This window comes from Serinibacter salmoneus, assembly GCF_002563925.1.
Classification (GTDB): Bacteria; Actinomycetota; Actinomycetes; order Actinomycetales; family Beutenbergiaceae; genus Serinibacter; species Serinibacter salmoneus.
On the sequence record NZ_PDJD01000001.1, the window covers coordinates 84,028 to 104,134 of the forward strand.

Sequence of the window (20,107 nt, forward strand, 5' to 3'; positions counted from 1 at the left end):
GCCACTCCTAAACCCTCACCTGCGATGAACTGGTACCTGCGCCCGGCCGTGGTGCGGGAGATTGCCGTGCAGTTCGATCTGGAGCGGGAGTGGCCTGGGGCTTGCAACCGCGAGGACGCCACGTACCCGATCGCCGTCCAGGGGAGAAGGGAACCTGCGACCCGGTCGCGCTGGTGCGGCAGAGCGCCCGCTCCCTCTCCGCGCTGCCTGGTGAGGTCGCGCAGCTCGCCGGGTTGATGCTGATGCTCGACCTCGCCGCGCAGTCGGAGTTCGACGGCCGGCCGGTCCCGGTTGCGTCGCTCCACGACCCCATGTTTCCAAGAGTGGCGTGCGCGCGGGTCGCCGCCCGGTCGAGCGATCTCGGGTGGCGCACGAGTGCGCGGCCCGTCTCCGAGCGCGAGGTGTGGTGGGAGGTTGGGCCCCCCTGCGCGCGCTGCTCTACCGGATAGGTGCCCTGGAGGTGGGCGAACACGAGCCTGTGTGGTGCCCGACAGCGCGGGGCAAGATGCTCCTGCGGCTCACCCTGCGAGGGTGCTGAGGTGGGAGTGAAGCACACCGAGCGCCGAGTGGTTCCGCCTGCACTCCGGCGTGGCCGTGGTGTCCTCACCGCGTCGGCTGCAGTTGTGGCGCTCCTGAACGAGGGCTTCGCCGAGAACAACATGGGCTATCTGTTCCACCTCACGACGTTCGTGGAGGGCGAGGTGGCGGGCCACGGAGAGATCCAGGGGTTCGCGCGGGCGGTGTGGAAGTGCGACGGCGTGTACACGGCCGCGGGTACCTCGCTGGACTTGGCTGGCGCAGCGGAGCAGACGGTGGTGGTGGGGGAGATCACGCTCGACGGCACCTTCCTCGCGGGCGAGTCCTTCACGGTGCCGCTGGCACCGGGTGGAGCGAGGACGCGGTGGTGCCGTGCGTGGAGGGCGCGGGCGTGGTGAGGACGTGGAGTCCGACCTTGCGTCCGAGGCGGCGGTGGCGCCCGTGACGGACGTCAGTGTGTGGCGCCTGCGCGCGGACGGAGCACCCGAGCGGACGGCGCTAACCGGTTGGAGCCGCAGTGGACCAGGGCTGCTCGCCGTCGACACCTCCGAAGCGGCAAGCGAATACACCTGGTTGACGACGGCGGGCCGGATGCTCACTGTGGCCGCCGGGCAGGACGAGGTGCGCGAGCTGGCCGGCCTTGAGGTGCCCGCCCCGGCATCCCTGGACCTGCACCTGGCCCTCGTGGAGGACGAGGGGCGGGTGGTTGACCGAGTGGCGGACCGTCTGCGCGTCCAGAGCATGCGGGTGGGCGACGGCGAAATCGAGCTGGGCGCGGAGGCACTGCTCGATCACAGGCCTCGGGCGATCTGTACATCTCGGAGGTACTCGTCGCCCGGCCATGAGCGGGCGCAGGGCGCGGCGCCGTGCCCCGGGTGAACGAGCGTGCACATCACTGGGATGTCACCGTTCTTGCACTTCGTGAGTACGTGCGCGAACGGCGGGTGCGCGGCGCTGGGAGCCTGAGATCACGCTCGCTCCACGGCCGGCCTCATGTCCAACCGGGCCCCATCTCCTGAGACGCCGACAAACGGTCACCGAAATCCCGAGACAACCGGGGCCACCAATGTACTGAGACAGGACACGCCGGCTTCCCCAACCTCACCAACTCCTCGCTGGATCTGTGGACGAGGCAGGCCGCCTCAGGCCCCGACTACACCGCTGATTGTGGTGCGCCGGCAACGCGCACGAGGATATTGACCTAGCCCCGGAGGTCATGGTGTAGTAACTGACTGGCACGGAGATCGGAAGGTGGGGACGATCTCTCGGGGGAAGAAGTCCGACTGAAGCAACAGGTGTGGGGAGCCTTGTTGTAGTCGAAGCGCTCCGTAGTACCGACGCGCCGAGAGTCTCCACCTGTATCGGGATGAACGGGGGAGGCCCGCGAGTGATCCAAGTTGAGCGACTAACGAAGAAATACCGCCAGACCGTGGCGGTCGACGACCTGAGTTTCACGGTGGGTGAGGGCGCCCTCTTTGCGTTTCTAGGAACCAATGGGGCCGGAAAGTCGACGACGATCTCATGTATGACCACCCTTCTGGACTTTGATGCCGGGAGCATCCATGTCGGAGGCCGGGAGGTAGGTGTGAATGATCGTGACATACGCGCCGCAATCGGCGTGGTGTTCCAGCAGTCGCTGCTGGACCGGAGGCTGACAGTGAGGGAGAACCTCGACTCGCGAGGAACCTTCTACGGTGTGGGTCGGGCTCGCACAGACGAACTCATCGAGATGATCGATATGCGGGGCAGCGGTCGGTAGCCAGAGGTCTGTCTCGGCGCGCACCTGCTCTGCGTGCTGTAGCGCCGCGATCTTGAGTTCCCGCACGTCGACTGTCTCACCGTCCTCGACGCGCTTGGCGAGCATCGACATCGGGTACATCACCGCTTGTGCACTGAGGTGCAGGGCTGCTGTGATGCCCCATTCGTCGGTGACCAGGCGCCACGGGCACGGCACCCCGTCGTCGGCGAGCATCACCGAGAGCGCATCACCTAGCTCCACGCCCAACGCCTCGAGCTTGAAGCCCTCCTCCGGCTCGACCCCGTCCGCCAGGATCGCGCTGACGACGTTCATGGCCGCTTGCGTCCGCACATGGGCCCCCGGACGTTCGTGCGGCGCTATAACGGGCTGCGCCTAGCCCCGGGTAGCCAAAGTACATGGAGATCACATCGCGCTTGAGCTCACTGGATCGATTATGGATCGTTTGGATGGTGCCACACTCCGGCCAGCTTCCAGGTGGCACTGCGCGGATCCCTGGCGCGCACTACCATGCTGCCCATGGCGAGCAAAGACGTTCCAGAAGACTTCTTGCTGCAGTGGCGCCAGGCGAAGGCCGATGGCTCCGGGAGATTGGCTCTATCCGGTCCGAAGAGTTCGCATGGAGGGCGCACCGCAGGGGCGGCGGGCGACGGATTCTCGACGGATGGCGAAGAGCGCTACTTCGCGGATGGCTGGGAGAGTCTCGATGAGGAGATCCCTCGCTTCAACCTCGCCGTCTTGGGAGATACGGGCTCGGGAAAGTCCAGCCTCGTGAACGCCATCTTCGGTGAGATCAGGGCAGAGTCTGGCATCGGCGCCCCCGTCACCCAGTCGGTCAATGCGCACGACAACAAGGCCGGCACGCTCCGAGTGTACGACTTTCCAGGATTTGAGCTCGGATTCACCGGTCGTGATCCGATGAAAGTAATAAAGTCTGACCTGGGCAAGATCCAGAAGGGGCCGGAGGAGGGTCGCATCCATCTCGCCTGGTTCTGTTGGGATCAAAGCGCTCGGCGCGTCCAGGAGCCACACGTCCAGGCGATCAACGAATTGCGCAAACGTGGCATCACGGTCATTGGGGTCGTGACCAAGGTTCGGGATGACGAGCAGCGCGAGATCCGTGAGTTTGGCCACTACATCCGAGAGGAGGTCAAAGGTCTGTGGTCGAACTCTGATGGTAAACCGACGGTCTGCTTCACGCGTGCCCTAGAGCCCACCGCTGGCCTAAAGAAACTGCTCGACGAGACTCGCTTGGCGGGTGGCGCGACGTTTCGAGATGCCATCGACGCAGCGCAGGTCTTGGACTGGGATGCGAAGAAGCGGGCCGCGCGCACTGTCGTCGTAGCCGCGGCTGCGACGGCGGCGAGTGCAGCTGCGGTTCCGGTTCCCGTGGCCACTGCAGCGTTTCTGGCGCCCGTGCAATTGGCTATGATGGGCAAGATTGCGCGGCTGATGGGCCTGAGTCTGGTTGGTGCCGTAGGTGGCAGTGGAGCGCTGGCACAGTTGGCGCTGCAGCTCACCGGACGAGCCGCCGCGCAAAGTCTCGTCAAACTTGTGCCAGGTGTGGGGTCTGTTGTAAACGCTACGGTTGCGGCTGCGTGGACGTATGCCGCCGGCGAGGCGTGGATCTATCTATGTGTGGGGGTTGCAACCAAACGTATTGACCCGAGCCAGGTGGAATCCGTCTACCGTTTCCTTTCGCCGATCATTTCCTTTATCTTCGAGTCCGTCCTGAAGGACTGGGGTAGCCGGGACCGTTAGTTGTTGTGCGGTAGCGGGGTGAAATGGCGGAAGTCCGATCGTGCCCGAGGTCCTTCCCTACCGCCCACCCCGCCGCCGCGCCTCCTCTTGCGCGACCCCGGTGACGATGCGCAGCTGAAGGCGCGAGAGGGCCTCCAGGCGCACGGAGGCTGGTAGGGCCTCGAGGGCCTCGGCGGCGATGTCGATGGCCTCAGCGGTCGTCGGCCCTCGCTGCCGCACGCCGTTGCGATCCGACTCCAGCGGCCGGTAGTCACGCTCCCGCTCCGGGCGCCGCCGCACATCCTGCCTCCGAGGCGGCTCAGCCTCTCCTGGCTCGTCGAACCCGAATAGCTCGTCCAGCGTGAGCCCGAGAGCGCGGGCGAGGGTGGCCTGGTGTCGGGAGGAGGGCAGGCGGTAGCCCGTCTCGATCTGTGCCACGTAGGGGTAGGAGAGGTCGGTCGCCTCCGCCAGGGCGCGACGCGAGAGTCCGAGTTCCTCGCGGCGCGCCACGATCCGTCGACCGACCTCGAGGTCTCCGGTCTTGGGTGAACCCGCCATCCGCGCCTCCTTCCCGCCGCCGTCACGTCCGATGTGAGGACCACCCTATGCGCTCAGCGTCGCAAGGTGTTGCGCTCCGCACAGCAGCGGTATACGTTCAGCATCAGTCACCCTATGCGTAGCGCATAGACTACAAGAAAAACTCACGGAGGCACCCGATGACCCTGACACCGGCACAATTGGACCGAGCCTGTGGTGTTCTCATCGCCTCGGCCGCGGGCGACGCGCTCGGCGCGGGTTACGAGTTCGCGCACGTGACCCCGGACCTCGAGCCCACCATGATCGGCGGCGGCCTCGGTGGGTTCGCCCCGGGGGAGTGGACCGATGACACCGCGCAGGCCGTCGCCATCGCCCAGGCGGCCGCCACCGGGGGCGACCTGCGCGAGACCGCGGTGCTGGACGCCGTCGCCCACGGTTTCGCACGCTGGTACGCGCAGGGCCCCCCGGATGTGGGGGTCCAGACCTCCGCCGTGCTCGGCCGCGCCGCTGCCGCAGCTGGGCCCGCCACCCCCGACGCCGCCACCATGACCCGCGCGGCCCAGGAGGTGCACGAGGCCCGCGGCCGTAGCGCCGGGAACGGCTCCCTGATGCGCACCGGCCCGGTCGCCCTCGCCTACCTCGACGACCCCGCGGCCCTCGCCCAGGCGGCCATGACGGTCAGCGGCCTGACCCACCACGAGGACGACGCCCGCGAGGCGTGCGCACTCTGGTCACTCATGGTGCGCCACGCCGTCCTGCACGGCACCTTCCCCGTGTTCGAGGACGTCGCGCCCTGGCTGCCGCGCGCCGACCTGTGGCGCGCGAGGCTCGAGGAGGCGCAGCAGCGCCCGCCCGCGGCGTTCGCGCAGAACACCTGGTCGGTGGGCGCGCTGCAAGCGGCGTGGTCGGCGATCACGCACACCCCCGTCCCCGCCGAACCCTCCCGCCACCTGCAGGATGCGCTGACCACGGCGATCCGGATCGGGCGGGACACCGACACGGTCGCCGCCATCGCCGGCGCCCTCCTCGGCGCGCGCTGGGGCGCGAGCGCCGTGCCCGCCCGGTGGCGACGGATCCTGCACGGCTGGCCCGGCATCGACGAACGTGAGTTGGAGCGCCTGGCGGTGCGGATCGTGACCGGTGGTCGCGGGGAGAAGTACGGCTGGCCGCTCGTGGACCACCTCGACTACCGGCCGCTGCAGTACCGGCCGGCCCGCGCCGTCGTCCACCCGCACGACGACGGGGTGATCCTGGGCGCCGCCACGATCCTGGACGAGCTCCCGGCCCAGGTCGACGCTGTCGTCTCCCTGTGCCGGCTGGGTCGGCGTCAGGTGCCACCAGGCGTGGAGCACATCACCTTCCGGCTGCAGGACGAGAGCGACCCGGCGAGCAATCCGAACCTGGACGCGGTGCTGACCGATGCCGCCGAGACGATCGCGGACCTGCGGGCCCACGGTCAGCGTGTGTTCGTGCACTGCGTGGCGGCCTACTCCCGCACGCCCACCGTGGCGATCGCCTACGCGATGCGCCGGGGCGTGCCGCTGGCCACGGCGTTCGACGACGTCTGCCGCGCCCTGCCCTACGCCCACCCCAACGAGGGGTTCCGGGCCGCACTGACCCGCTTGGAAGGGAGCCTCGCCAATGCCTGACGTGGCCGGCCTGCGCGTGAAGCCGGGCGAACTGATGATGATGCACGACGACGATCACGAGCCGGTCGGCCTGGTCGCCTGGACTCACCGGGGCCGGTTCTGGCGGCTCGGTGGCTTCTGGCAGCCGGTGCCCGCCGCGAGCGCGATGTTCTACGGCCTCACCCTGCAGGTGGTGCACGAGGACTTCGTCGCGTTCTACGACGTCCTGGAGAAGACCGGCATGCTGCCCTCCCCGGCGCAGACTGGGGAATACGCGGTGCCCGACGGCGCAGGGCGGGGCCGGCCGGCACGCCCGCCCAGGCGGCCCTTCGGGTGGGCGGGACCGGCGGAGGATCGGGTGCGTGGACTGGTGCTCGGACTCCTGGTGGGGGAGGCGATCGGCAGCACGGAAGGGGGTGGTGCGGGCGGGTCCACCGCGGGCGGAGGTGCCCAGGGCCGCAAGGCCACGGCCAGCACCGCCGGTCTCGGGCTGAGCGCCGCGGCGTTCCCGCTGCGGATCGCCGCGGGCGGGCAACTCGCGTTGGCTACCATCGACGGCTTGGTGCGCGCGGAGGCCTCCATGCACCAAGCCCTCCCACGCGATCAGGTGCAGAAGGTGGCGACCCGAGAGGTGATTCGCGCCTACCGGCGGTGGGCGCTGCGGCGCCAGGAGGCGCCCAGCCGTGGGGTGGCGAACTCCGGGTGGACGGGCCAGGTGCTGGCGCTGCGCGAGCGGCGAGGCTCTTCGCCGTCCACGGTGTACGCGATCCGCGCAGGCAAGCCGAGTACGTCGACCGGATGTCAGGCCCTGGTGCGTTCCCTGCCGTTCGCGGCGTGGAACCGCCCGGGCCCCGAGGCGCTCAAGGCGTCGTGCGCTTTCTCCCACGCCCCCGCAGCCGGGTACGCGGCGCAGGTGGCATGTGAGGTGTTGCGGGTAGCGCTGCGCTCGGACACCGTGGAGCGGGCCGTGGCGCGAGCTCACGAGCTGATCGGGAACCTCGCGATCCTCGCGCAGGTGCGGGAGGCGGCCGCCAGGCAGGTGCGCAGCACGGAGCGTCTCGCTGAGATGGCGCCCGATGCGAGCTCCTGGTCCGCGTTGCAGGGCGGTGTGTACGCGGCGCTGTCCTACCCGGGGCCGGACGAGGTTCTTCGGGCCTTGAGATTCGCCGCCACCGCACCGGACGGCGATTCGGTCGCGGCCGTGGCGGGCGCGTTGCTCGGCGCAGTCCACGGCGTCGCGGCGCTGCCCCGGCGCCTGCAGGATCACCTGCCCGTGGGCTGGGTTGCCGACACTCTGGCCCGCGATCTCGTGCGGCTCAACACCGCGGGCGGGATGAGCGTGATCGCGGAGGGCTCGGCGAGCGCCGCGGCCCGCCTCCGGCGGGCCTACCCCGCGGTGATCGCGAAGGCGGTACCCGCGCCGGGCACGGCCCCGGCTACTCCTCACCCGCCCCGAACTGCCTGAGCGCGCGGGCCAGGGCCGCTCACTCGCTGCGACGATGAGAGGTTGACGCTAGCGATGCCGAGACGCCAACCCTGCCTCCCGATGCCGTAGCATCGTCAAATGCGTCCTAAACCAGTCCAGAAGTCGCTGCAGAGCCGATCTGCTCCTGAGTCTCACGACTCGAAAGCGCTGGACCTCCGTGATCTGCACACTCCGATCACGCCGCGCGTGGCATACCTACTCGTGTTCGGCGCGGCCGCCTACGTCGTCTTGGGTGTGTTGTGGGTGGCTTGGGTGGACGGCGATCAGACAATGGCCGGGCTCGCCGAGCGGGTGCGTGCATGGTCTGGAGGCGGCGCGAAAGGCTTGGGTTCGCTTTCCTTCCTTGCTGTAGTGGCGACACTCGTGGTTGGTCTCTATGCGGCTGTAATCGGGGCCCTCCCACGCACTAGTGACGAGGTGTTGGCGGGTAAGCGGATGCTTATTGTGGCCCTTGTTCTGGGTGCTGGGACGGTCTCGGTCGTGGTGCTTGTCAATATTGCGCAAGGTTGGAGCGGCGCCGAATCTCTCGTGGTGCTGCTGCTTGCGACTGTTGTAGGATCGCTGTGCGCGGAGGCGATGGCAAGGACCGTGAGCCAGAAGGTAAGTCCTGCGAATGCGGCGTGGCGTTGGCGGACGGAAATAAAGGTGCGTATTCGGCGCACGTTCCCTGCGCACTCCCGGCCGGCGCTGGTATTCGCGCGGATGGGTTACGCGCAGTCGCTGATTGCGGGGGGCGTCTGGCTAATCACTTTGTTTCTCGTGGCAATCGCCGCCGGTGCGGCCCTTGCTGCGATCGTTTCGCCCACTGGTGTTGAGGCAGCTGAGGTCGACGGCGCGCTGATGCTTGTATTCGCGTCACTGCTCGTAGGTCCGCTGGTGTATTGGCTGGTGTGCGCTGGGGTCATGTATGCAAGAAAGTGCGGCGTTTATGCTCTCCAGTGGATTGTCTTTGACTTTATCGCTGCGGTGGCATTCGCGTTTGCCTTATGGCAGATGAGCGTTGGTCTGGGGGTGTGCGTGGGGATCGGTGCACTAGTTGTCGCCGCTGCGGTGGGGTTTGGTTCATGGGTGGCGCCCAGGTTTGGTATGCGCCACGCCGTTCGGGCCAGCATTAGGAGCCAGTTGAAGCGCGATCTTGGCAAGGCTGAACGCGACCTTCGTGCCGCACTTGGGTATGTAGGTGATCCTTCGCGAGAAGTGCGCTCGAGGAGACGGCGAGTCCTGCCGTGGAGGACTGATCGCTAACTGCGCGACTACTCCTCACCCGCCCCGAACTGCCTGAGCGCGCGGGCCAGGGCGGCCCACCCGTCGTGCGTGGCGCCCCGTGCCAGCGCCTCCTGGTACGCATCGCGCAGGGACTCCACGAGGTGGTCGTCCTCGACCTGGTAGCGGGCATCGAGCAGGTGGCTCGGTGCCCGCGCCGCGAACATCGCGACGGCGTCGAGGAAGATGGTCATGGAACGTGCCGCGGCGCGGCGAGCGTGTCCCGGCGAGGGCCCGCTTCCGCTCTCAGGAGCGCCGGCCTCGTCGTCGGTCCCCGCCATGACGACGGCGAACTGTCGTTGCCACAGCCGCTCGAATGCCCGATCGGGTCGCAGCGTGATGACGGTGCCGATGTCTGACTCCTCGGCGAATGTGCTGCCCTCCTCGGTCAACTGGCGTCGGAGCGTGGCCACCTCGTGGGCGAACCGGATGAGGTTGTCATCGGTGAGCGAGGCGCCGACGACCAGGAGGTGCTTGGTCATCATCAGCGATTGGACCACAGAGCCGACGGGCTTCCAGCGGCTGTCGTAGGAGACGAAGGAGTTGCGCGTCAGCACGATGGAGTTCGGGTGATTCACGTCGCCGTGCATCTTCAGGAGCCAGGGTCCGGTCGCGGAGACGTCCTGCCAGGGCAGTACCGCAATTTCTCGGCGATCGCCGGTGCGCCCGGCGTTCTCCACCGCCCGCTCGTAGAGCCCGTCGTAGTTCGTGGTGACGGCGCTGGGGATCTGCATCCCTGCGAGCAGGAGGTGGCTGAGGCTGGGGCGTTCCGCTCTGGAGATGATGTCAGCGACTCGCTCCCCGAGGGAGGGGCCGCCACGGTCGACGGCGCGGCGAGCCTCGGCCTCGATGACCTCGCCCTGGTCGAGGGTCGGCAGGCGCTCGACTTCCTTCCACGTGAGATCCGAGTCCAGTCCCTTCAGGAGCTCCTGCAAGAGGCCACTCCAGCTCGGCAGGCCGGCGCCCATGCTGAGGCCCGCGCCGAAGAACAGTGCGACCTCGTGATTGGCGACCTTCGCGGCCAGGGACTGGGCCTGCGTGATCAGCCCCGGGCGGAGTCCGGCGAAGAGACGATGCTCCGCCAGCTGGGCGCGGCGCACGTGTTGCAGCACCGCGTAATCAGACGCCGAGGACGCCACGATCATCACGTCGACGCCGGTCTCTCTGACTGCGGCAGACAGGGACTGAACGAGCGATTCGGCGAGTCGGCCGCGGTCGTGTGCGTGCCCGGCCCGACCGGAGCCGAGCAGTGGCATCGCAATCACGGGCGCACCGAGCTTCGCCCTCCCGGCGGCCTTCCACAGGTCGTCGCCGGTGCGGGAGACGATCTCGGCCACGGTGCGCGCGGCTATTTCGCCCACCTTGTCCGGCGTCCACCCGATGGAGTCGATGATCCAGGGCTGGGGATCACCAGGCGCGATGTCGAGGTCCAGTGGATCGACGGAGAATCGGCCCCAACCGACAGGCCGCAGCGTGGACCAGTCCTGGTCCGCGGGAACCCCCGCGGCTGACTTCCAGTGGTCGCCTACGGAGAACGGCGCGTCCGCCGGGATGACGACGGCCGTACTCGCTATCGCGTCCAGCCTCCCGTGCACGATGAACAGGTGGCCTTCGCCGGCGCGGTCGTCGCCACGGTGGTCGGAGCGGATGTCCTGCTCGGACTGGTGAGTCATGTGCCGATTGTGCCGGGGTGCTCGATCGTTGTCCCTCCGGTGAGCCGCTCGACGCCGACACGGGTTCGCTTCGGGGGGTCTCACACCGAGTAGTGCGTAGTTGCCGCGAGCCAACGCTCACGTGCAGGGACTCCCCAGTCGGGTTCGGCGTGCGTCGCGTGCGCGAGTCGGCCGTTCACGTGCGTCACGAGCGCGCCCGCGTTCTCGAAGCCCCAGTGATGGGCGTGCGGTTCCAGCCCGAACTCACTGACCCCTCGCGTGTGGAGTTCGAGTTCTCGCTTGTACTCCCTCGTCAGCCGGAGGTGGTGTCCGTCCACCAAGAGGCCGAGCACTTGTCGGCGCGCCCCGCGGCGCGCGACTGTGGTCTTCTTGTCGTTGAGGTGCATCCCCAGTCGTCCGAGTTCTCGGCGCACATGGGTGACCAAGCGGTCGGTGTCTGTGTGCGCTCGCGGCCGCCTGCTGGAGAAGTGCATGTCGTCGGAGTACCGGCTGTAGACCCACCGGTTGGCCTCCGCCCACTCGTACATACGTTGATCGAACTCACGCATCACGAGGTTGGAGAGCAAGCCACTGGTCGGTGCGCCCTGGGGGAGGAAGCCTTCTGGTGCATGGCCGAAGTAGTTGGCGCGCACCTTCTCGCAGCGCAGTGGCCAGCAGCGGCACTGGCGAGGATTGCAGAGCTGGATTGCTCCGGTCCTGCGCTGGTTCCAGGATAAGGGTGATGTCGACGGCGCTGTCACCAGGCGCGTGATCTGCGCAGCATCGAAGGAGTTGCGCGAGTGCGGACCGGGGAGCGCGCGGAATACGTGCCGCTCCGTGATGGAGTGGAAGAAGTTGCTGATGTCGAGCCGCACGACGAGCTCCGCTCCGAGGTGGAGGCGGGCGCAGTCAACGATCGATCGGCCGCGGGCGTAGGCGAATGCGCGAGGGTGCGCCACATGGCCGGGGGTCCACTCCGCGAGCAGGGCGCGTTGGAACGCCATGAGGTCGGCGTCGGGCTTGCGGATCTCTCGGGCTGCCGCTCTGATGCGGGGGACCGTCAGAACACGGTAGGGATCCACCTCGCGCCGGATGATTGCCCTCGTGCGTTCCGCGCCCAGGCCGGCGTCCCCGAGAAGACGGGCGAGTTTCAGCCCGAGTAGGAAGTCGCGTGGATCGGCCAACCACACTCACCTCTCGCATGTAGCGTCGCGACAACGGCACCGCAGCCACGGTCATTCCAGTGGGCGTTACTCACCCACCTCCGATTGGCTGGGCCCGCCTGAGTGGCGGGTTCCTGGGTGTGGTCGGCCGACCGCCGCGATCCTATCGGGGTTTCGTTTCGGCAGCGAGCCGTACCCGATGTAGATTCAACGCAGGACCACCCTCGACCCAAGGCTGCGCCACGTGAACCCGAGCACCACTGCAACGTCGCAGGTCAGCACGCCTGCCGACGCCTCACCCACGCATCAGCAAGCGGACCCCGCCCACAACGTCACGGCAACCTTCACCGCCGCCCCCGGCTCCACGGTCGAGGTGCGCGATGAGGAGTGGCTGGTGACCGCCGTCGAGCCCGGCGCCCCGGATCCGCAGACGCAAGAACCCACCTTCTTCGTCTCCGCGATCGGCCTGACGGGCATCACGAAGGACACCGAGGCGACGTTCTGGACTCAGCTCGACACGATCACGCAGTCCGATCCGCGCCACACCCGGGTGGTCGCGGACGGCAGCCCGGGTCACCGCAAGAGCCGCTTGTGGCTGGAGTCCATGCTGCGCAAGACCCCCGTCCCGGTGGGCGCCGAAGAACTCACCGTCTCCACCCAGGCCCTCGCCGACCCGCTGCCGTATCAGCATCAGGCGGTCCGTCAGGCGCTGGCCCCGGACAATCTGCGTCCGCGCATTCTCCTGGCAGACGCCGTGGGCCTGGGCAAGACCCTCGAGATCGGCATGATCCTCGCGGAACTCGTCCGCCGGGGCCGGGGTGACCGGATCCTCATCGTGACCCCGAAGCACGTGCTGGAGCAGATGCAGTTCGAACTGTGGACCCGGTTCGCGCTGCCGTTCGTGCGCCTGGATTCCACGGGCATTCAGCGCATCCGGCAGAAGCTCCCGGCGAACCGCAACCCGTTCACCTACTTCAAGCGCGTGATCATCTCGATCGACACGTTGAAGTCGGACAAGTACGTGAACCACCTGCGCCGCCAGCAGTGGGACGCGGTCGTGATCGACGAATCGCACAACGTCACGAACGCCTCCAGCCAGAACAACCGGCTGGCCACCACCCTCGCGGAGCGCACCGATGCGCTGATCCTAGCCTCCGCCACCCCGCACAACGGCAAGGCCGAGTCCTTTGCGGAACTCGTCCGCATGCTCGAACCGAGCGCCGTCAGCCCCACCGGCGAGCTCGACGAGGATCAGGTGAAGCGCCTGATCATCCGCCGCCACCGGCACCACCCGGACGTCGCGGGCGTGGTGGGCGCGGACTGGGCGGAGCGGATGCCCCCGCACAACCTCCTCATCGACGCCTCCCCGGAGGAGAACGCAATCGCGGAGGAGTTGGAGCACACCTGGCTCTGGCCCGCGTCGGGCACCAACCCCTACTCGGGTTCCACCAAGGGCCTGTTCCCGTGGACCCTCGCGAAGGCGTTCCTCTCCAGTCCCGCGGCCCTGGCGGAGACCGTCAGGGAGCGCCGCAAGCGCCTCGCGAACCAGCCGACACCGAACCAACCGGCACCGAACCAACCGCCCACGAACGAGCAAGTCACCGACCAGGCCAAAGAACAACAAGCGCTCACCACTCTCGAGCACCTCGCCGAGCGCGCCGAGGCCGGCACCTCCGCCAAGTACGACGCCCTCCTGGCCCACCTCCGGACGATCGGCGTCTCCAAGACCAGCCCCACCCGCGCCGTCGTGTTCGCCGAACGCCTCGCCACCCTGCACTGGCTGCGGGAGCGCCTGGCCCGTGACCTCAAAATGACCACCGAGCAGGTCGCGGTCATGCACGGCGGGCTCACCGATGTGGATCAGCAGAAGATCGTGGAGAGCTTCAAGTTGGAGTCCTCCCCGATCCGCGTGCTCATCACGGGTGACGTCGCCTCCGAGGGCGTGAACCTGCACACCCAGTGCCATCACCTGATCCACTTCGACATCCCGTGGTCGCTGATCCGCATCGAGCAGCGCAACGGCCGCATCGACCGGTACGGGCAGAAGCACCGCCCGGTGATCACCACGCTCCTGCTGAACCCGAGCACGGAGCGGTTCGCGGGCGACATCCGCGTGCTGACCCGCCTGATGGAGCGCGAGGACGAGGCCCACCGCGCCCTCGGCGATTCCGCCTCCCTCATGGGCGAGTACGACGTGAAGGCGGAGGAGGACTCGATCCGCCAGGTGTTGTCGGGCACCAAGCAACTCGACGACGTGGTGCACTCGGTCGAGGAGGTCCGGACCGCGGGTGGCCCCACGGGCATGCTGGCGCGCCTCATGGCGAAGCGCGCCGCTCCCGCGAAGCCCTCCGAGGAACCAGCGCAGCCCAACCAGTCCCGTCCCGCCACCGCAAGCGGGCTGTACGACGGCGAACTGGACTTCCTGAGTGACGCTCTCGCCGAGGCGCTGGTCACCCCGGAGAAGGACGTGCCGAACGGCGTCGCCTGGCAGACCCACCCGGGCCACGGCATCGCCCAGCTCGACGTCTCCGGCGCCCAGACGAAGGATCTGCGCCAGCGTCTGGAGGTGCTGCCGCAGTCCTACCTCGCCGACCGCAAGGTCACCCGCACCTTCAAGCTCGCGACCACGGCGGTGGCGGGCAAGCGTGAGATCGCCCAGGCCCGCAGCAACGAGTCGACCTCGCTGTGGCCCGAGGCGCACTACCTCTCCCCGTTGCACCCGCTGCTGGAGTGGGCGGCGGACCGCAGCCTCGCGGCCCTGGGCCGCGGCCGCGTGTACGTGGTGCGCGGCGACGTGGCCGACCCCTCCGTCCTGCTGCAGGGCACCCTGACGAACGCCCGCGGTCAGGTCATCGCCACCTCCTACACGCATGTGCTGTTCCCGGGCGCCCCGAGCGTGCGCCCCGCGTTCGCGCAGCCGTTCGCCACGGCCGCCGAGGCGGTGGCGGCCCTGCGTCTGGCGGAGGTGAACACCGGCGGGGTGCCGGGCGCCGCCGCCTGGGGTGCGCTCATTCCCGTGGCCGTGGACGAGGCACAGGCCATGATCGGGAACCAGGTCGCGGCCATCGAGGCAGCCACCCGGGACCGCATCGAGGCGTGGCGCGCCCGCTCCTCCCGCTGGCAGCAGCAGGCCGCCCGGGAGACCCAGCGCTCCACGGTGAGGCAGCGCACCGCGATGGTGGCCGCGGAGGAGGACCTCGCGGCGTCGATGAACCCGGAGCGCACCCTCATCCGCCCGCTGTTGGTGGTGGTGCCGCCCGGTGACCTGAGTGACCTGACCCCGGGTGACCTGCCCCCCGGCGATCTGACCCCCGGCGATCAGACCCCCGCGAGTGAGAACGGAGCCCTGTGATGGTCGCGAGCGATGCGATCACCGTTGGTGAGGACTGGATCAGCGAGCACTACCTGACCTCGGACGCCAAGGGCACCTTCCGCGCGAAGGTGCTGGAGCGCCGCAAGGAGTGGGACGCCACCGCGAAGGAGGGCCGCGAGACTCCGCGCACCCGGTTCCTGCGCGTGCGGCAGGACCTGTTGCGTACCTTCGCGGGCCTCGCGGAGTTGACGGACGCCGACGACGGCGCCACCGCAGCCACCGCCACCACCGCCCACTCCACCACCACCGCGCAACCCCATGAGGCCCCCAGCGAGGCCCTCAGAATCGCCCTGGATGCCCTGGACGCCACCCTCCTGCGCGCCCTGGGGTATGAGGCGTTCGGCTACGAGCCCCACCGCGAGGGCCCCGTGCTGCGCATCAACTCCCCGGGCCTGACCACCGGCGCCCCGCTCGCGATCATCTCCGCGACCACGGACCCCACCGGCGCCAAGGACCCCGAGTACCTGCTCTCCCGCAAGGGCTACACGCTGCGCAGGCCGTACGTCACCGAGGACGGCGAGGAGATCACCTCCGCCGCCCGGCTGCTCTCGCACCTGTTCGTGGCGGAGGACGGCCCCACCTTCGCCCTCGTGCTCGCGGGCCCGCTCGCGCTGATCACGGAGGCCACCCGATGGGCGGAGGGCCGCTACCTGGTGATCGACCTGCAGGTGGTCACCGAACGCGCCGAGGACGCCCGCGGCGGTGAGACCGACCGCGCCCTGACGTGCCTGGCGGCGCAGTCCCTCGCCCCGGACGCCGAGGGCAGCATCTGGTGGTCGAGCGTGCTGGAGGAGTCCGTCAAGCACACCGTGGGTGTCTCGCAGGATCTGCGCGACGGCGTGCGGGAGTCCATCGAGATCATCGCCAATGAGGTGGTCGCCCGTCGCCGCGCCCAGGGCCTGGAGCCGCTGCCCGCCGATCAGGCGCAGCCCCTGGCCCGCCAGTCGCTGCGGTTCCTGTACCGGATCCTGTTCCTGCTGTACGCGGAGGCCTCCCCGGAACTGGGGGTGCTGCCTACGGGGGAGGATGCCTACGAGCGCGGCTACAGCCTGGACCGGCTGCGGGAACTCACCCTGGTGGAGCTCGCCGATCAGGCCGACCTCAGCGGCACGCACCTGTACGACTCGCTGGCCGTGCTCTTCCGCCTCGTGGATCAAGGCACGGCTGATCAAGGCACTGCTGATCAGGGCACAGCCGACCAGGGCACTGCTCATCAAGGCACAGCCGACCAGGCCGTTCCGGAAGCGGACACCGCTGAGGACGACGGCGCTCCCCACCTCCCGGCGCTGATCTTCCGCTCCCTGCGGGCCGACCTGTTCCTCCCGCGCGCTACCGCCCACATCGATGCGGTGGGCCTCGGCAACGGCGCCCTGCAGCAGGTGCTGGGCCGCCTGCTGCTCTCGAAGGAGTCCCGCGGTAAGGAACGCGGGTTCATCTCTTACGCGGAACTCGGCATCAACCAACTCGGTGCGGTGTACGAGGGGTTGATGAGTTACACGGGGTTCTTCGCTACCGAGGAGTTGTACGAGGTGGCCAAGGGGGGCGACGGCGAGAAGGGCTCCTGGGTGGTGCCCGTCACCCGTGCCGAGGGCATCAGCCCGAACGACTTCGTGCGGCGCGCCGATCCGGTCACGGGGGAGCGGACCCCGGTGGTGCACGAGCGGGGCGCGTTCGTGTTCCGGCTCTCGGGGCGGGAGCGGCAGCAGTCCGCCTCCTACTACACCCCCGAGGTGCTGACCCGCTTCACGGTGTCGCAGGCGCTCGCCGAACTGCTCGATCAGCCCGACGAGCACGGCAACGAGCACGTCACCACGGCGCGGGAGATCCTCGACCTCACGGTCTGCGAGCCGGCGCTGGGGTCGGGGGCATTCGCCATCGAGGCGGTGCGGCAGCTCGCCACCGAGTACCTGCGCCGACGCCAGCACGAGACCGGCCGGAAGATCGACCCGGATGCCTACCCCCGGGAACTGCAGAAGGCGAAGGCCTACCTCGCCCTGCACCAGACCTACGGGGTGGACCTGAACGAGACCGCGGTGGAGTTCGCGGAGATCTCGCTGTGGTTGGACACCATGAGCGAGGGCCTGGCGGCGCCCTGGTTCGGGCTGCACCTGCGCCGCGGCAACAGCCTCATCGGCGCCCGGCACGCGTTCTACGGCAAGCACCAGTTGGCGAAGAAGGCCTGGCTGAGCGCCGTGCCGACCGACGCACCGCTCACCGGCGGCTTCGGTTCCGGCGGCCGCATCCACCACTTCCTGCTCCCCGCCGCTGGCTGGGGCAGCGCCACGGAGGCCAAGGAAGCGAAGACCCTCGCCCCCGAGTCCCACCAGCGGCTCAAGGCGTGGCGCCGGCAGATCACCGCGGTGCCCACCAAGCAGCAGACGGCGAAGCTGGTCGGGCTCGCGCATCGGGTGGAGGCGCTGTGGGACATCGCGCACCGGCGCCTGCAGATCGCCGAGCAGCAGGTCCGGCGCGACATCGGCCTCTGGGGCGCGCAGGACCTGCCCGTCGGCGGCGAGGTGACCCGCGAGCAGATCGAGGAGGCCCTCGCGGATCCCGCGGGTGCCTTCCAGCGACTGCGGCTGGTGATGGACGCCTGGTGCGCGCTCTGGTTCTGGCCGGTCGTACCGGACAATGACGGGCGCGACGACGCCGCTCACCCGGTCCAGCCGCCCACCCTGGAGGAGTGGCTGGCGGGGCTCACCGCGCTGCTCGGCGTGCACGTGGAGGCCAAGGGCGGCACGGAGTTCCTGTACTCCAGCGCCACGTGGGAGGAGCTCGGTCACGAGGAGATCAACGATCGCACCTTCACCGGGGCCCTCTCCACCGACGACGCGGTCGCCCAGCACGCCTGGCTCGGGGAGGTGCAGCGCATCGCGGGCGGGCAGGGCTTCTTCCACTGGGAGCTGGATTTTGCGCCGGTGTTCGCCGGCCGCGGCGGATTCGACCTCCAGGTGGGGAACCCCCCGTGGGTGCGGCCTCGATCCGACGTCGAGGCGCTGCTCGCCGAGGGTGACCCGTGGTGGCAACTCAAGACCAAGGCGACCCAGGAGGTGGTGCGCGCCAAGCGCGAGGCCACGCTCGCGCTGCCCGGCATGCGGCCGCTCGTCGTCAACGGCACGGCCGACGTCGCAGTGACCGCGGCCTACATCGGCGACGTCGTCAACTATCCGCACCTCGCGGGGCTACAGCCGGATCTCTACCGATGCTTCATGGGGCAGACATGGCGGCACCAGTCGCTCACCGGGCGAGTGGGCCTCATCCACCCTGAGAGTCACTTCACGGACGAGAAGGCCGGGAGTCTTCGCGCTGCGAGTTACGGACGCCTCCGGCGTCACTGGCAGTTCATCAACGAACTCCAGTTGTTCGAGATCGATCATCACCAGTCCTACGGCGTACATGTATACGGCGGCGAGCGGACGCCACGGTTCATCCAGGCGTCCACGCTGTATCACCCGGACACCGCCGAGCGTTCGCTTGCGCACGATGAGCCGGGCTACGAGGAGCCGGGCATCAAGGACCCGGAGGGAAGGTGGGATCTGCGCCCGCACAAGCACCGCCTGCTCTATGTCGACGAGTCCGTGCTCCACACGTGGCGTGACCTGCTCGAGACCCCAGCCGTTCCTGTGACTGAAACCCGCATGGTGTATGCGGTGAACCGGGCGACCGAGACGGTGCTTGGCAAACTCTCCTCGGCGCCGCGCGTCGGTGCTCTAGGCCTGGAGTTCTCTCGCGGCTGGGATGAATCCATTGACAGGAAGAAGGGGTTCTTCGACTCGGAATGGGGTGAGCCAGGCTCGTGGGACACAGCGATTCTTCAGGGGCCGCACCTCCACGTCGCTAACCCGGCGTACAAGACGCCGAACTCGACCATGTCGAGCAATCTCGACTGGTCGGCGGTGGACCTGGAGGAGTTGGCGGCCGACGCGATCCCGGCGACCTCGTACAAGCCGCGCGGCGACCGCGCCCGCTATGACGCCGCGTACACGCACTGGACCCGCGAGGTGGTGGTGGGTGCCGATGGCGAGCCGGTCGACCCGGTGCCCGCCGTCGATCCGCGCTGGATCCGCTCCGTCGAGACCGCCACCCACGGCGACGGCACCACGGTTCGCACCGAGTCCATCTCCGCGCGCGGCTTCTACCGCCTCGCATGGCGCAAGATGGCCGCCAACACGGGCGAGAGGACACTCATCCCTGCGATCCTTCCGCCTGGAGCAACTCATATCGATGGAGTGTTCACTCTCGGCTCGATCGCTGGCGCGCCTTCGTCTCTCTTGGACGTCGCCGGGTTCACCTCGTCGTTGGTACTCGATGCCTTCCTGCGCGCCGCGCCCAAAGCAAACATCCGTGCCGCGACGATCGAGAGTCTTCCGATCACGCTGGTTGCGAGGGTCAGTCATGCGCTGCACCTAAGGGTGCTGCGCCTCAACGGCGTCACCGAGGCCTACGCCGACCTGTGGGACGAGTGCTACGACCCCGCCTTCCGCGAGGACTCCTGGACCGGGCTGCCGGAACGCACCGGCTGGGTGGACCTGGGCGACGTCGGGCCGCAGTGGACCCCGGACACCCCGCTGCGCCGGGATGAGGACCGGCGGCAGGCGCTGCTGGAGATCGACGCGCTCGTCGCGCTCTCCCTCGGCCTCACCGCGGACGAGCTCTGCACGATCTACCGCACCCAGTTCCCCGTGCTCTACGGCTACGACCGCAACCGCGACCACTACGACGCCAACGGCCGCATCGTTCCGCACTCCGTCATCACCACGTGGCGCAAGCGCGGCCGCAACGAGGGCCGCTACAGCGAGGAGGACCTCTCCGCCGTCCACCCCGGCAGCGGCGTGGAGTACCTCTACGAGTTGCCGTTCGAGACCCTCGACCGCGAGGCGCACCTGCGCCAGGCGTACGAGATCTTCGAGCAGCGTTTGGGGCGGTAGCGCATGCGGGATCGGTCGGCGTGGGGCAGACTGCCCCTCATGGG

Annotated in this window: 12 protein-coding genes and 1 pseudogene; 9 read left to right on the forward strand and 4 right to left on the reverse strand. The window is 68.7% G+C overall.

Going from position 1 to position 20,107, the window contains the following annotated elements; translation table 11 throughout:
* Window positions 1-623 precede the first annotated feature (623 nt).
* From ATL40_RS00295 to ATL40_RS15650, 3 genes are all read left to right on the forward strand, one after another.
* Entirely contained in the window at window positions 624-935 is a 312-nt protein-coding gene (locus ATL40_RS00295; protein WP_098467782.1) for a hypothetical protein, read from the forward strand.
* A gap of 4 nt (window positions 936-939) precedes the next feature.
* The gene (locus tag ATL40_RS00300; RefSeq protein WP_098467783.1) at window positions 940-1,416 is read left to right on the forward strand and encodes an Ntn hydrolase family protein; all 477 of its coding nucleotides are present in this window, start codon (window positions 940-942) and stop codon (window positions 1,414-1,416) included.
* 487 nt (window positions 1,417-1,903) lie between these two features.
* Window positions 1,904-2,296, forward strand: coding sequence for an ATP-binding cassette domain-containing protein (locus tag ATL40_RS15650; protein WP_098470180.1), 393 nt, complete (start codon window positions 1,904-1,906; stop codon window positions 2,294-2,296).
* A gap of 69 nt (window positions 2,297-2,365) precedes the next feature.
* Here the strand turns inward: ATL40_RS15650 and ATL40_RS15655 are convergent.
* Window positions 2,366-2,608: pseudogene (locus ATL40_RS15655) on the reverse strand (DUF3806 domain-containing protein); the annotation flags it as partial.
* Window positions 2,609-2,812: 204 nt separating this feature from the next.
* Here ATL40_RS15655 and ATL40_RS00315 point away from each other — a divergent pair.
* Window positions 2,813-4,054 (forward strand): GTPase, encoded by a 1,242-nt coding sequence (locus tag ATL40_RS00315; RefSeq protein WP_169925837.1) that lies wholly within the window; start codon window positions 2,813-2,815, stop codon window positions 4,052-4,054.
* Window positions 4,055-4,111: 57 nt separating this feature from the next.
* Here the strand turns inward: ATL40_RS00315 and ATL40_RS00320 are convergent, their stop codons facing one another.
* Window positions 4,112-4,591: a helix-turn-helix domain-containing protein gene (locus ATL40_RS00320; RefSeq protein ID WP_098467786.1), complete on the reverse strand. Its 480-nt coding sequence runs from the start codon at window positions 4,589-4,591 to the stop codon at window positions 4,112-4,114.
* Window positions 4,592-4,749: 158 nt separating this feature from the next.
* On the opposite strand from ATL40_RS00320, the gene ATL40_RS00325 reads away from it, so the two are divergent.
* The 3 genes from ATL40_RS00325 (at window position 4,750) to ATL40_RS14595 (ending at window position 8,929) form a co-directional block, all read left to right on the forward strand.
* Complete coding sequence (locus tag ATL40_RS00325) at window positions 4,750-6,219, forward strand: ADP-ribosylglycohydrolase family protein (protein ID WP_098467787.1); 1,470 nt, start codon at window positions 4,750-4,752, stop codon at window positions 6,217-6,219.
* Complete coding sequence (locus ATL40_RS00330) at window positions 6,212-7,663, forward strand: ADP-ribosylglycohydrolase family protein (RefSeq protein WP_098467788.1); 1,452 nt, start codon at window positions 6,212-6,214, stop codon at window positions 7,661-7,663. The genes ATL40_RS00325 and ATL40_RS00330 overlap by 8 nt, the downstream gene beginning before the upstream one ends.
* Window positions 7,664-7,870: 207 nt before the next feature.
* Window positions 7,871-8,929, forward strand: a complete 1,059-nt coding sequence (locus tag ATL40_RS14595; protein WP_143556816.1) for a hypothetical protein — start codon at window positions 7,871-7,873, stop codon at window positions 8,927-8,929.
* 8 nt (window positions 8,930-8,937) lie between these two features.
* On the opposite strand, the gene ATL40_RS00335 is transcribed toward ATL40_RS14595, so the two are convergent.
* Window positions 8,938-10,620 (reverse strand): SIR2 family protein, encoded by a 1,683-nt coding sequence (locus tag ATL40_RS00335; protein ID WP_098467789.1) that lies wholly within the window; start codon window positions 10,618-10,620, stop codon window positions 8,938-8,940.
* Between the two features lie 80 nt (window positions 10,621-10,700).
* On the reverse strand, window positions 10,701-11,783 hold the full coding sequence (locus ATL40_RS00340; RefSeq protein ID WP_143556817.1) for a reverse transcriptase family protein: 1,083 nt from the start codon (window positions 11,781-11,783) through the stop codon (window positions 10,701-10,703).
* Between the two features lie 223 nt (window positions 11,784-12,006).
* On the opposite strand from ATL40_RS00340, the gene ATL40_RS00345 reads away from it, so the two are divergent.
* Both ATL40_RS00345 and ATL40_RS00350 read left to right on the forward strand, forming a co-directional pair.
* Window positions 12,007-15,114 (forward strand): SNF2-related protein, encoded by a 3,108-nt coding sequence (locus ATL40_RS00345; protein ID WP_098467791.1) that lies wholly within the window; start codon window positions 12,007-12,009, stop codon window positions 15,112-15,114.
* Window positions 15,114-20,063 carry an Eco57I restriction-modification methylase domain-containing protein gene (locus tag ATL40_RS00350; RefSeq protein WP_098467792.1) on the forward strand — a complete coding sequence of 1,650 codons (4,950 nt, stop codon included), beginning with the start codon at window positions 15,114-15,116 and terminating at the stop codon, window positions 20,061-20,063. Before ATL40_RS00345 ends, ATL40_RS00350 begins: the two co-directional genes overlap by 1 nt.
* Window positions 20,064-20,107 lie beyond the last annotated feature (44 nt).